Below are 13,044 nucleotides of genomic sequence, written 5' to 3'. Positions count from 1 at the left end.
CTATCTCACCTCTTGTCCCTTCAAAGTTTGTTTTAGTATTTTGCCCGACGCATTCCGTGGTAGCGCTTCCACACGTTCAAACATGCGTGGAATTTTATATTTAGCAAGATGCTCCTCCAAATAAGCTTTAAGTTCGTTCTCGTCAATTTCTGTTTTAGCAGCATAAACAGCCTTCACCGTTTCTCCCCATTCCGGATGCGGTACACCTATTACAGCAACTTCAAATATTCCCTCATAGCTCAACATACGATCTTCAATTTCTTTCGGATAAATATTCACACCGCCTGAAAAAATGACATCCTTTTTACGATCGACAATCCAAATATAGCCGTCCTCATCTAAGCGAGCTAAGTCCCCTGTTTTTAACCAGCCATCTATAAATGCAGCCTTTGTTGCGATATCATCCTTGTAATAGCCCAGCATATTGCTCTCACCGAATAACACAATTTCTCCTACTTCACCAACACTGACATCTTCTCCATTGTCGTTGATAATACGCAGCTCTGCTCCAAGAGGTGCACGTCGCCCAACGCTCCCCGCCTTCGTTGCATGCTCTTCACCAAGCAATATTGAACCGTTTGGCCCAGCCTCTGTTAAGCCATAGACACAAGTTAAATTTTCTGTTCTGAAAGCTTTTTGTAAATGACGGACTTCACTTTGTGATAACGGTGCGCCACCATATGCCCACCATTTCATAGATGATAAATCAGCTGTTTGCAATCTTGGCAGTTGGGCAGTTAACAAATATGCAACAGGTGCTCCAAAGAAATGCGTTGTCCGCTCCTGCTCAATTGAATCAATAAATAAATCAGGTGTAAACGTTGGTGTTAACACGTTTGTTGATCCTACAAGTACCCCTGCCATTAAAAATAAATGTAATGGAGCTGAATGCGTTAACGGCATCATAAGAAGAATCCGGCTTTCTGGCTTTACTTCCATTTCCACTGCAATCATTTGCGCTACAGATAAAATATTGCGATAGCTAAACAACACACCTTTTGGTTTTCCCGTTGTACCCGACGTATATAAAATCGTTGAAACATCATCTTCATTCAACTGGCAATCAATTGTTTGAATGCTCGCTTGTTGAATAAGTGTTTCATAGTTTAACCAACCAGCCTTCTCTTGGCCTGTTTTGATTTTCAAAGGAATTACCGTGATATTTTCGACCGCTGCAAAAATTGCTTCATGTACTAGAATAGCTTTAGCATCAGCATGCTGCGCTACATACTCGACCTCCTGCAACGTAAATTTCGCATTTACTGGAACGACAATAGCCCCGATGCGCTGAATAGCAAAATAGCTAACAACAAACTCTACAACATTAGGCATAAAAATGATTACTTTATCGCCTTGCCGCACACCCTGCTCTACTAAAGCATGACTAAAACGTGTCACTTGCTCATCTAAATCACGATAAGTTACTCGTCTGCCCTGACAAACAACCGCTTCACTCATAGGGTACTTTCGCGCATTACGTGCTAACAAATTCGAACTATTCATCAAGCATCTCTCCCTTTAAAGTCGCTAATTTTTCTGTAAATATGCCTTGTAATTGCTGTATCTCTTTTTTCATCTGTACAAGCTCTGCAATTTTGCCATCAATCTCTTCAATTTTTTGATCCCCATATTCGACCGTACGCTCCAACTGCTGAATACCTGTGCGATCATAATCAAACAGCAACACCATCTCCTTAATCTCCTCAAGTGAAAAACCGTACCGCTTCCCTCGGAAAATAAGCTTAAGCTTCGCTAATTCTTTTTTTGAAAAGGTTCGTTGATTAGTAGATGATCGATTAGGATGAAGCAGCCCCAGCTCCTCATAATAGCGAATTGTCCGTGTTGAAACCTTAAACTGCTTAGCCACTTCTTGAATCGTCTTCAACACCATCTCCCCTTTCCATTTTTCATCAGTATATCATTGACGCTAACGTAAACTTCAACAAGATATATGAATTTTACAGAAAATTATAGTTTTAGAGAGATGAATCTGATTATTTCGGAGATATTATCTGGCATTTTGATGGTTCTATCCACGATATTGGGGGTTCCATCCACGTTTTTGATGGTTCTATCCACATTTTTTGGGATTCTATCCGTCACTCTGCCGGTTCTTTCCGTCGCCTCGGCTGTTCTTTCCGTCGCTTTGGATTCTTTCCGTCGCCACGGCGATTCTTTCCGTCTCTTCGGCGATTCTTTCCGTCGCTTCGGATTCTTTCCGTCGCTTCGGATTCTTTCCGTCGCTTCGGATTCTTTCCGTCGCCCTGCAGGTTCTTTCCGTCACTTCGCCTATTCTTTCCGTCGCCCTACAGGTTCTTTCCGTCACTTCGCCTATTCTTTCCGTCACCCCGGTTACTCCTTCCGTCGCTTCGGCGATTCTTTCCGTCGCTTCGGATTCTTTCCGTCGCCCTGCAGGTTCTTTCCGTCACTTCGCCTATTCTTTCCGTCGCCACGGTTACTCCTTCCGTCGCTTCGGCGATTCTTTCCGTCACTTCGGCTATTCTTTCCACCTCCCCGGAATCTTTCCCTCACCCCGGCCACTCTTACTGTCGCCCCGCCATTCTTTCCGTCGCCTCAACCGCTCTTGCTACCTAAAACAAAAAACCCCGGCACATGATCGTGCCGGGGGCTGGAAAGACGATTATTACATTTTTTCTGGTGCTGAAACGCCGATTAAGCGTAGTGCGTTGGCGATTGTTGTACGCACAGCAGTAATTAGGGCTAAGCGAGCTTCTGTTAGCTCTTTATTTGAAGCATCTAACACTTTTTCAGCGTTATAGAAGCTGTGGAATGCAGCTGCTGTTTCTTGAATATAGTTGGCGATTCGGTGTGGTGTACGGTGCTTCGCAGCATCTGCAACCATTTTCGGGAAGTCGCCCACTTTTTTCAGTAAATCGATTTCTTTTTCAGCAGTTAGCAGGCTTAAATGATCTGTTGTTGCAGCAAAGCCTTGCTCATTTGCTGAGCGTAAAATTGAAGAAATACGTGCATGCGCATATTGTGCGTAATACACTGGGTTTTCGTTTGATTGAGATACGGCAAGGTCAAGGTCAAAGTCCATGTGAGAATCGCCTGCAGTTTTCACGAAGAAGTAACGAACTGCATCTAAGCCAACTTCTTCTACAAGCTCACGCATTGTAACAGCGTTCCCTGTACGTTTAGACATTTTGAATTTCTCACCGTTTTTATAAAGTTGAACCATTTGGATGATTTCTACTTCAAGTGTATCACGGTCGTAACCAAGCGCCTGAATAGCAGCTTTCATACGTGGGATATAGCCGTGGTGATCAGCGCCCCAAATATTAATTAATTTATCGAAGCCGCGTACAATTTTATCTTCATGATATGCGATATCTGGAGTCAGATATGTGAAAGAGCCATCATTTTTAATTAACACGCGGTCTTTATCGTCGCCAAATGTTGTCGAACGGAACCAAGTAGCACCGTCTTCTTCAAATACATGGCCATTCGCTTTCAGTTTATCTAAAGCTACTTCGATTTTGCCGTTCTCGTATAGTGAAGTTTCTGAATACCACTCATCAAAGTTTACACGGAAGTTTGCAAGGTCTGTTTTTAACTTGGCTAATTCTAACGCTAAACCATGTTGACGGAAGAATGCAAAACGTTCTTCTTCAGATTTTGATAAAATTGCATCGCCATGCTCTCCTACTAGTTTACCAGCGATTTCAATAATATCTTGACCGTGGTAGCCATCCTCTGGCATCTCAGCATCCAATCCTAAAGCTTGCTTATAACGCGCTTCAAGTGAATACGCTAAGTTATTAATTTGGTTACCTGCATCGTTAATGTAGTACTCACGAGATACTGCGTAACCTGCCATATCTAACACATTACATAATGAATCCCCTACAGAAGCTCCACGTGCATGACCTAAATGAAGATCTCCTGTTGGATTTGCAGATACGAATTCAACTTGAATTTTTTCTCCTGCGCCAGCATTTGAACGGCCATAATCAGCACCTTGTTCAAGCACTGCTTTTACTACACCTGTTAGGAAATCTTTACGTACAGTAATATTCATAAAGCCAGGGCCAGCAATATCGATTTTTTCGATATCTGTTCCTGCTGTGTCTAGGTTTTCTAAAATTGCTTCTGCAATCGCACGAGGTGGTTTTTTTGCTAACTTCGTTAATTGCATTGCAATGTTTGTTGCATAGTCCCCATTCGCCTTATCCTTCGGTGTTTCTAGGTGAATATTTAACTCTGTGCCAGCTTCGACTAAACCAGCTTTTTCAACAGCCTGCGCAATTGCTACTTTAATGGCTTGTTGTACTTGTTCTACTGCGTTCATCATTGTACCTCCGTAAATGTAATGTCTAATGTATAATTGCCAACGGATTGCCCACCCATTAGTAAATCGTACTGTACATGGAAATCTCCACTTACTGCCTGCTTTGTAAACGTCATTTCCTTCGTGTCTACGACGAGTGGCATTGAACCTAATTCACTTTCATAATGACCCATTTGTTGTTCAATTATGTTAAGTGGTAATCGCATTTTTACTGCTCCATTACGCATAATTAATGCCTGTTCATTGCCTAGCTTCATAGTTGTGCGGATGGTTTTATCCTCCTGCACCTCTTCATATTTCAAATATATACTTCCTGCTTTTTCAAGTAGCTGCCCTGTCAGCAACATTTCATAACCTTCAGATTCCCCTTCAATCGGTCGAATCTTAGAAATGAGCTTAATGTTCACCTGCGATCTTGCTTCGTTCGCCATTATGGACGCTCCCTTTTAATGTTTTTACTATAACCTTTTTATTATAGGATGAATACTCATATTTTTTCAAGATAGAAGTAAGTATTCTATCCGATGTTTGTTCAGAATTACTTACCATTTAAGTATTGACACAAATACCCAGTAAATCTACAGTTATGTTATAAAGTCTGAATTTTTAATCATTTCATTGGGATGGGGGTTGCTTTATGTTAACAATCGAACAAATTCATGCTGCTAAACAAAGAATTTCTCCTTATATATTCGAAACGCCTATTATTCGATTAAACGGGCTCGATCATCTTTTAGGATGTCACGTCTACATAAAAGCCGAGAATATGCAAAAAACAAACTCTTTTAAGCTTCGAGGGGCTCTCAATAAAATGCTCTCCATGTCGTTAGAACAATTACAAAAAGGTGTAGTAGCCTCATCCTCAGGTAATCATGGCAAAGGTGTGGCCTATGCTGCCAATCTATTAAATAGTAAGGCAACAATTGTTCTACCGGATTCAGCTCCTACCGTTAAGGTTGATGGCATACATGCCTTAGGTGCGGAGGTTGTACAGTGTAAGCTTTCAGAAAGACATATTCTAACTGAAAAACTTAGTCGTGATTATGGCTATTGCAACATACACCCTTATGATGATTACGATATTATGGCAGGCCAAGGAACAATAGGCTTGGAAATAGTAGCACAGCTCCCAGATGTCGATACTATAGTTGTTCCTATTGGTGGTGGTGGATTATTAAGTGGCATTGCAACTGCTGTCAAATCCATAGCCCCTCATATCAAAATAATTGGTGTGGAGCCTGCCGTTGTTTCGCGTTATACAAAAAGCTTAGAAGCTGGTGAAAGATTGCTTTTAGCCGAACACAAATCTTTGGCAGATGCCCTACTAACTTTACAGCCCGGTGAACGGAATTTTCCAATTGTCCAAGAGCTTGTCGATGAGGTTGTAAGTGTAGATGAGGCTTTGATCCAATGTGGTGTGAAAACCTTACTCTCCGAGGGTAAAATTATCGCAGAACCCTCCTCTTCTATCGGAATTGGCGCTGCCCTGCAAGGAGCTTTACCTATTCGTAAAAATGAAAAAGTATGTTTCCTCATTTCAGGAGGTAATGTAGGATTAGAAACTTTAGAAAAATAGACAAAAAAAGCATCCGCTCAAATTTAACGAGTAGATGCTTTTTTGCTTATCGTATTTAAACGTAACTCTCAGTACTTTTCAATTTCATAACATCCTTTTTAGGAAATAAAGCTCTCCAGAAATAAATTGCGAGACCAATTAACACTAGACAATGAAGGATATAAAGAGAAGTAGCAAGAACATCCGGATCACTTTTATCGGTCATGAACGCAATAAAATCATGCGTAGCGTGCCAGATAATTGGGAACATAATACTTTTTGTCTTTGCAACAATTTCTGCACAAACTAACCCAAAGAGGCATGCAAAAGCTACTTGCATTAATGTCAATAAAAAATCCTGACCGTCAGCTAAATGTACAAGATGTCCAATTCCAAACAAAATTGAAGAGCCTATAATAGCCGTTTTAAGCCCTTTTGCTGATAAGTATTTAAAAATTAGGCCACGGAAAATAAACTCTTCATAAAGACCAACAGCAATAACAAATAGAAGCAAAATAAATACATATTGCGCAAAAAAACCATCTCGATCTGTAATACCACTAAAGAATGCAGTCAACTCAGAAATAACGATAACAGCCATCCACACCTCTACTTTAAACCTTCTAAATCCGAAATCTTGGAAAGAGAATTTACTTTTTTTCATGATCCAAAGAGTAACTAGTACACCAACTGCAAAGGCAATAAATTGAATCAAAGTTACAGAGCTTAAGCTACTTATATTTTTGACAGCTATAATTACACCAGCTATGAAAGGAAAAACAAGTGCAAGTAAAGTAAATAGTATCGATAAAAGAATAGGTGAATTTTTCATTTATTCTCTCCATTCAATAATTTTAGTTTAACGCCTTCAAAAACATCTATTAAAATACCCTCAATTTCCGAGCTAACTAAATCGCAAGTATTTGTCGCACACATTGTCGCAATACCATGCGTAGTTAACCATATATCTATAAATAAAGATTTAGCAGAGGTTTGAGTTAATCCTGTAAGTTTAGAAATCAGCGCTATGATTCCTTGATTTTCTACGTCATTTATTAAATCCGAAAAACTGGAGATTTTATATTTATTGGATAGAAATAATAGCTCAAATAGCTTTTTTTCTTCGCGAGCAAAGTTAATATAAGCCAAACCCATCCCTAAAAAAGAACTTTCTTGCAAGCCTTGAAACATTCTTTCGTTATAAAGATTGCCGGCTCTTTCATATATTGCATACTTTAAATCATCCATGCTTGAGAACAATCGAAAAATAGGCTTTGTCGAACACCCTAACTCTTTGGCGAGATCCCTTGCATTAATACTATCAATGCCACTTTTTCTTGCCATTTCAAAGGCACAATCCAATAAAATTTCCTCTGTAAATCGTTCTTTTGGTGCCAAAAAATTCGCCTCCCTCAATAGGTAACATCCGTTACCTATAATGTAACAATATTTTCCTGTTCATGTCAATAAGGCGTTCCAAAAATTCCAAAATAACGAAATAGTTATCTTTCCAAATATATTGTGTTGAACAACAGTGATTATGTTAACCAACTCGTATAAGCAAGCGGGGCTAAAAGTGAGCTCATTACGCTTCCTCACTTTTAGCCCCACATTAATCAATTATGCCTCGGCATATCGTCCAGAGGCTTTAACTTCTTTCAGCAGGTGTTTGGACACCAGCTGAAAGAAGTTAAATAAATTGTTTTATATAGCTTAGTACCATTTCACTTAGCGGATTCCATTAAACGTAACTCTAAGGCTACCCATTGTTTATAATTATCGCTCCCGCCTTATCTTTGTTAGTAAATAAAGCTCTCCAGAAATAAATCGCGAGCCCTATTAACACTATACACTGAAAGACATAAATAGAAACCGCAAGGACATTCGGCTCACTTTTATCAGTCAAGAAAGCTATAAAATCGTGCATAGCGTGCCAGACAATCGGGAAAATAATATTTTTCGTTTTTGCTACAATTTCTGCACAAACTAGCCCAAAGAGGAATGCAAAAATAATTTGTAGTAATGTCATAAAAAAATCCTGACCGAAAGCTAAATTTGCAAGATGTCCAATACCAAACAAAATTGAGGAACCTATAATAGCCACTTTAAGCCCTTTTGCTGATAAATATTTGAAAATTAGACCTCGGAAAATAAGCTCTTCACAAAAACCAACTGCAATAACAAATAGAAGTAAAATAAATACATACTGCGCAGAAAAACCATCATTATCTGTAATACCATTTAAGAATGGAACCAGCTCAAAAACAACGATAACAGCCAACCACGCCTCTACTTTAAACTTTCTGAATCCGAAATCTCGGAAAGAGAATTTACTTTTTTTCATGATCCAAAGAATAACTAGAACACCAGCTGCAGTGGAGATAAATTGAATCAAAAATATTGAGCCTACGCTATTTATATTTTTGATTGTTATAATTGCCCCAGCTATAGCAGGAAAAACAAGTGCAAGCACAGTAAATAATATTGATAAAAGAATAGGTGAATTTTTCATTTTCATTTATTTTCTCCATTCAATAATTTTTGTTTAACGCCTTCAAAAACGTCTTTTTAAATACTTTCAATTTCCAAACTTAAGCTTTGTCGAGCAATCTAACTCTTTTGCTAAATCCCTTGTATTCACACTATCAACGTTATTCTTCCTAACCATTTCAAATGCACAATCCAATAAAATCTCCTTGTAAATCGCTCTTTTGATCAAAAAAATTTGTCTCCATCCAACAGGTAACATCCGTTACCTATAATGCAAATTTTTTTCCTAGCTATGTCAACAATGTATGTGAAACTAATCAAAAAGTTTCCGAAGAAATGATAAAATCCACTTTGTAAATGCAATTGTGATGAACAACAGTGATCGTGTCAGCCAAATTTTAAAAGCAAGTGGGGCTAAAAGTGATCTCATTCCGCCTCCCCACTTTTAGCCCCATATTAATAAATTGCATTAAAGTTACAAACAGCAACTTCAATTTAACTAATCCGAAATGACCTCGTTATTGCTTTCTTGTTTAATTTGATTGATTCTATTTTTCCCCCATTCATACATCATTTCAACGATTGGTAATAACGTCATCCCTAGTTCAGTCATTGAATACTCGACTTTCGGAGGAACTTCTGGAAACACTTCTCGATGAACAATCCCATCTTCCATCAATTCACGTAATTGGTTTGATAATATCTTATGAGATATTTTCGGAAAAAGTCTTTGAAGCTCACTGAAGCGATGTGGTCCTTCGACGCCTAAATGCCACAGAATAACAACCTTCCATTTACCACTTATGATCGATAAGGTAAGTTCTTTTTCACAATGGTAATCGTTATTTATTATTCTCTCTTTTATCTCTTCTCTTAATTTATCTGACATAAAGCTAACTCCCTTTTCCTATAAGTAACTTTTAGTAACCTCCGCACAAAAAAGTGCACTCTTCACAATGTTGAAAACCGTAGTAAAATGAGGTTAGTCTTAAAGACAAATCTTAATCTATTTTTTCGTCTAAATAAAACGATCTTATCTAAAGGAGAGAAAAATATGCAAGCAATCGCAGGTAAAGTGGCGTTAATTACAGGAGCTGGACGTGGAATTGGACGCGCAACAGCAGTAGCATTTGCGCAAGAAGGTATTCACGTAGGTCTTGTTGGACGTACGCTTGAAAATTTACAACAAGTAGCAGAGGAACTTAAACAATATGATGTGAAGGTAGCCATCGCTGCGGCAAACGTAGCTGATTTAGACTCTATTACTACAGCCGTTGAATCTATTCGCGGTGAGCTTGGCGCGATCGATATTTTAGTAAACAATGCTGGTATTTCAAAATTCGGTGGCTTCATGGACTTAACGCCTGAAGAATGGACAAATATTATCGATGTTAACGTAAAAGGTGTGTATTACACAACACGCGCAGTATTACCAGAGATGATCGAGCGCAATACAGGCGATATCATTAATATTTCCTCAACAGCTGGTCAAAAAGGTGCACCAATTACAAGCGCATACTCGGCTTCAAAAGCTGCAGTTATCGGACTAAGTGAGTCATTAATGCTTGAAGTGCGTAAGAAAAATATTCGCGTTACAACATTAACGCCAAGTACAGTTGCTACAGATATGGCTGTTGAACTAAACTTAACAGACGGCAATCCAGAAAAAGTGATGCAAGCAGAAGATTTAGCAGATTTAATGGTTGCACAACTAAAACTTCACCCACGTGTTGTCTTAAAACATGCTGGACTTTGGTCAACGAATCCTTAATAGAACTATTTGAAGACGCTATCCGATGTATGTTGGATGGCGTCTTTCTTTTCTTAACAATATGCTCTATGGGATCCATACAGTTTAAGTTAACCCCACTCACCCGCTTCATTTCAAATACCCTATTTATTTTACCATTCTGCTCTTTTATACAAGTTCATTTCAAGCACCTTCTTCTAGCACACCACTTAAAGAGATTTATTTCCTCAAGTTCTAACTCATCATTCATTAAATGTATAGCCTCTTTTTTCGCCTTCGATTTATTTATCGATCTATACCTTCCAACTATTTAAAAAATTTTTCAACTATAACTAACTTTTTGTAGTTGGAAAGACGTCCAATAATTAGTAATTAAACCATTTAAACAAAAGGAGAAATAATTATGAAAAAAACAACTAAAAAATCTTGGATGATTGTATCAGCATTAACAATAGGGATGGCTGTCTTCACGCCACATCAAGCTGAGGCAACAACAGCAACAACAAACGAAATAACTGTTAAAGCTGAACAACAAATTAAAGGAACTATTAAAAGTGTTTACGGGGATAGCATTTCAATTAAAGGGAACGACGGCAAAAACTACTATATCAGCATTCAGAAATTTTCAGATAAGCAATTAGAAAAAATGAACTTAGTAGACGGTCAGGAAATCTCTGTAGAAGGTAGCTTAGTACAAGATTATTCAGACTTCTATACGTTTGACGCATATAAAAAAAGCTTACCTAAAGAAATAACAAAAGAAGACCTAGCAAAATTAGAAAAGTTATTTAATCAAACGAAGAAGTTAGAAAAAGAAGAGAAATATGATGAAGTAGAAAAAGTTAATCTTGAAATGGATAAAATCACAAAGCCGTATATTTTAACTAGCTGGGTACCTATATCTTTTGAAGAGTTCATTGAAGAGTATGGATTTAGTGAAAAAAATATAGTTATTAAAGAAAAAGATCAAAAACAACTGAAAGATATTTATCAACAGTGGATAAAACTAGAAAAATCCAATAAAGAAGAGGATGCACAAGAAAAATTTGATGAATTCCAAAAGGTTCTTCAGCCTTACTTAGATGCTCTAAATCCACCGTTAACATTTGAAGAATACATCTCAGATTTGGAATTGGATATCCCGGTTGAAGCCATGCCAAAACTAAAAACTTTATACAATGATGCTAAAAAAGCTGATAAAGATACAAATGAACAATTATCTGACAAGCTATGGAGTGAATTCGATGAAATGATTAATCCTTATTTTAAGCCAATTAGCTTTGAAGATTACTTTTCTAACTTTGATTTTGAAATCAAGCCAAATGATCAAAAAGAGTTAAAAAAGCTTTATGAAGAAGCAACAGCTCTTGCTAAAAAAAGTGACTATGAAAAATCAAATGAAAAATGGGATGCTATCGATAAAATTTTAAATCCATATTATGAAGCAAATAAAGAAATACTAATCTCAGCTTCTAAAGTAACGATAAACGGTAAAGTTTATAAACCAAAGCATTAATAAATATATTTCGGGGTTATCCCAAAAGTCATTAAACAATGATTTAGGGATTACCCCTTTTTTGTCTCCTTATAGAACCGTCCTAACGCTTAATGTCAGTATTCTCTCGCCATAATTCAGTGGCCATTAACAGTCTGCAATTTTGCCGAGTCCCAAATTGCCCTTATCAAGAGTTGGTGACAACTTTGCACTAAGAAAAAATGGGTTACGGCATACACTTGCAACAAATGATATCCCTGTAAAAGCTATTTCCGAACCATTAGGAAATACTTCTGAAATGATTCATACATGGGCTACGTTCTCTAAGAAAAATGGAGCTAGCTTAAAGCTAACCCCATTCCAATTTATACTTATTTTACCCAGCCCAAAATCATTTCTCTCAATAACTTCGAAGCTGTATTCGCTGTCATTTCTGATGTATCGTAGATTGGTGCTACTTCAACTAGGTCAAAGCCCACTACATTGACGTTACTTGCTGCAATTGCATGGATTGACGCTAGTAATTCTTTTGATGTAATGCCTCCGCAATCTACTGTTCCTGTACCTGGTGCATGTGCTGGATCAAGTACATCTATATCAATCGTAACGTAAACATTGCGACCTGCTAAAGACGGTAATACCTCTTTTAATGGCTCTAGCACTTCGAATTTTGAAATGTGCATGCCATTTTCTTTCGCCCATTCGAATTCTTCTTTCATACCTGAACGAATACCAAATGAATATACATTTTTCGGTCCGATATGTTCAGCAATTTTGCGAATAGGTGTTGAGTGTGAAAGTGGCTCCCCTTCATATTCTACACGTAAGTCTGTATGTGCATCGAAGTGAATAATTGCTAGATCATCATACTTTGCTGATACAGCTTTCATAACAGGCCACGATACTAAATGTTCGCCACCCATACCAACAGGGATTTTACCATCCGCTAAAAGCGTCTCGATATATTTTTCAATTTCATCTAACGAGCGCTGTGCGTTGCCAAATGGTAACGGAATATCACCCGCATCAAAATATTTCACTTCTTCTAACTCACGGTCTAAATACGGGCTGTATTCTTCTAGACCAATCGATACTTCACGAATACGTTGTGGGCCAAAACGTGAGCCCGGACGGTAACTAACTGTCCAGTCCATTGGCATACCATAAATGACCGCCTGAGCATCCTCATATGTAGGATGACTTTTTATAAAAACATTTCCTGAATAAGCCTCATCAAATCTCATTAATAGACCTCCACCTTTAGAAATTAATCCTATTACATTCATTTTCATCAGTTCATTACTGAATTGATTTCCGTTTCGATTGGGGGTGTCTAATCTCCCTCCAATCATTTTTCCACATGAAATCTGTTTTATAACTTTTGATAAGGAACCTCTATTAAGGGCTTACAGGAATGTAATGAAACCTCTATCCCTGTATCC

At 38.0% G+C, this 13,044-nt stretch carries 12 protein-coding genes; 3 read left to right on the top strand and 9 right to left on the bottom strand.

All coding sequences use genetic code 11. The features are described from left to right. From ABE34_RS00415 to ABE34_RS00400, 4 genes are all read right to left on the bottom strand, one after another. Entirely contained in the window at nucleotides 1-1,503 is a 1,503-nt protein-coding gene (locus ABE34_RS00415) for a class I adenylate-forming enzyme family protein (protein ID WP_197139626.1), read from the bottom strand. Then, on the bottom strand, nucleotides 1,496-1,885 hold the full coding sequence (locus ABE34_RS00410) for a MerR family transcriptional regulator (protein WP_241747125.1): 390 nt from the start codon (nucleotides 1,883-1,885) through the stop codon (nucleotides 1,496-1,498). The genes ABE34_RS00415 and ABE34_RS00410 overlap by 8 nt, the downstream gene beginning before the upstream one ends. Before the next feature lie 759 nt (nucleotides 1,886-2,644). After that, nucleotides 2,645-4,312, bottom strand: a complete 1,668-nt coding sequence (gene argS / locus ABE34_RS00405; RefSeq protein WP_197139937.1) for an arginine--tRNA ligase — start codon at nucleotides 4,310-4,312, stop codon at nucleotides 2,645-2,647. Then, entirely contained in the window at nucleotides 4,312-4,743 is a 432-nt protein-coding gene (locus tag ABE34_RS00400; RefSeq protein ID WP_197139622.1) for a DUF1934 domain-containing protein, read from the bottom strand. The genes argS and ABE34_RS00400 overlap by 1 nt, the downstream gene beginning before the upstream one ends. A gap of 206 nt (nucleotides 4,744-4,949) precedes the next feature. Between ABE34_RS00400 and ABE34_RS00395 the strand changes: the two genes are divergently transcribed. Beyond that, nucleotides 4,950-5,888 (top strand): threonine ammonia-lyase, encoded by a 939-nt coding sequence (locus ABE34_RS00395; RefSeq protein ID WP_197139620.1) that lies wholly within the window; start codon nucleotides 4,950-4,952, stop codon nucleotides 5,886-5,888. Between the two features lie 55 nt (nucleotides 5,889-5,943). On the opposite strand, the gene ABE34_RS00390 is transcribed toward ABE34_RS00395, so the two are convergent. The 4 genes from ABE34_RS00390 to ABE34_RS00375 form a co-directional block, all read right to left on the bottom strand. Then, a complete protein-coding gene (locus ABE34_RS00390; RefSeq protein ID WP_197139618.1) occupies nucleotides 5,944-6,699 on the bottom strand; it encodes a CPBP family intramembrane glutamic endopeptidase in 756 nt (251 codons plus the stop codon). Continuing rightward, the gene (locus tag ABE34_RS00385; protein WP_197139616.1) at nucleotides 6,696-7,265 is read right to left on the bottom strand and encodes a TetR/AcrR family transcriptional regulator; all 570 of its coding nucleotides are present in this window, start codon (nucleotides 7,263-7,265) and stop codon (nucleotides 6,696-6,698) included. The genes ABE34_RS00390 and ABE34_RS00385 overlap by 4 nt, the downstream gene beginning before the upstream one ends. A 361-nt stretch (nucleotides 7,266-7,626) precedes the next feature. After that, nucleotides 7,627-8,385, bottom strand: a complete 759-nt coding sequence (locus tag ABE34_RS00380; RefSeq protein ID WP_197139614.1) for a CPBP family intramembrane glutamic endopeptidase — start codon at nucleotides 8,383-8,385, stop codon at nucleotides 7,627-7,629. 471 nt (nucleotides 8,386-8,856) lie between these two features. Beyond that, complete coding sequence (locus ABE34_RS00375; protein ID WP_197139612.1) at nucleotides 8,857-9,246, bottom strand: winged helix-turn-helix transcriptional regulator; 390 nt, start codon at nucleotides 9,244-9,246, stop codon at nucleotides 8,857-8,859. 165 nt (nucleotides 9,247-9,411) lie between these two features. Here ABE34_RS00375 and ABE34_RS00370 point away from each other — a divergent pair, with 165 nt between their 5' ends. Further along, nucleotides 9,412-10,128: a 3-ketoacyl-ACP reductase gene (locus ABE34_RS00370; RefSeq protein WP_079559354.1), complete on the top strand. Its 717-nt coding sequence runs from the start codon at nucleotides 9,412-9,414 to the stop codon at nucleotides 10,126-10,128. Nucleotides 10,129-10,510: 382 nt separating this feature from the next. Continuing rightward, on the top strand, nucleotides 10,511-11,623 hold the full coding sequence (locus ABE34_RS00365; RefSeq protein WP_197139610.1) for a hypothetical protein: 1,113 nt from the start codon (nucleotides 10,511-10,513) through the stop codon (nucleotides 11,621-11,623). 350 nt (nucleotides 11,624-11,973) lie between these two features. Here ABE34_RS00365 and speB read toward each other — a convergent pair whose 3' ends face one another. Beyond that, complete coding sequence (gene speB / locus ABE34_RS00360; RefSeq protein WP_197139608.1) at nucleotides 11,974-12,846, bottom strand: agmatinase; 873 nt, start codon at nucleotides 12,844-12,846, stop codon at nucleotides 11,974-11,976. Between the last annotated feature and the right edge of the window lie 198 nt (nucleotides 12,847-13,044).

This window comes from Lysinibacillus sphaericus, assembly GCF_015844675.1.
GTDB classification, from domain to species: domain Bacteria; phylum Bacillota; class Bacilli; order Bacillales_A; family Planococcaceae; genus Lysinibacillus; species Lysinibacillus sphaericus_E.
The sequence above is the reverse complement of the archived record's forward strand: the minus strand, read 5'-3'. Positions and strand labels throughout refer to the sequence as shown.

Coding starts and splice junctions, on each gene's coding strand:
- ABE34_RS00365 (WP_197139610.1), top strand. CDS start 10,511: ATGAAAAAAACAACTAAAAAATCTTGGATGATTGTATCAGCATTAACA.
- ABE34_RS00400 (WP_197139622.1), bottom strand. CDS start 4,743: ATGGCGAACGAAGCAAGATCGCAGGTGAACATTAAGCTCATTTCTAAG.
- ABE34_RS00370 (WP_079559354.1), top strand. CDS start 9,412: ATGCAAGCAATCGCAGGTAAAGTGGCGTTAATTACAGGAGCTGGACGT.
- ABE34_RS00415 (WP_197139626.1), bottom strand. CDS start 1,503: ATGAATAGTTCGAATTTGTTAGCACGTAATGCGCGAAAGTACCCTATG.
- speB (WP_197139608.1), bottom strand. CDS start 12,846: ATGAGATTTGATGAGGCTTATTCAGGAAATGTTTTTATAAAAAGTCAT.
- ABE34_RS00380 (WP_197139614.1), bottom strand. CDS start 8,385: ATGAAAATGAAAAATTCACCTATTCTTTTATCAATATTATTTACTGTG.
- ABE34_RS00375 (WP_197139612.1), bottom strand. CDS start 9,246: ATGTCAGATAAATTAAGAGAAGAGATAAAAGAGAGAATAATAAATAAC.
- argS (WP_197139937.1), bottom strand. CDS start 4,312: ATGAACGCAGTAGAACAAGTACAACAAGCCATTAAAGTAGCAATTGCG.
- ABE34_RS00395 (WP_197139620.1), top strand. CDS start 4,950: ATGTTAACAATCGAACAAATTCATGCTGCTAAACAAAGAATTTCTCCT.
- ABE34_RS00390 (WP_197139618.1), bottom strand. CDS start 6,699: ATGAAAAATTCACCTATTCTTTTATCGATACTATTTACTTTACTTGCA.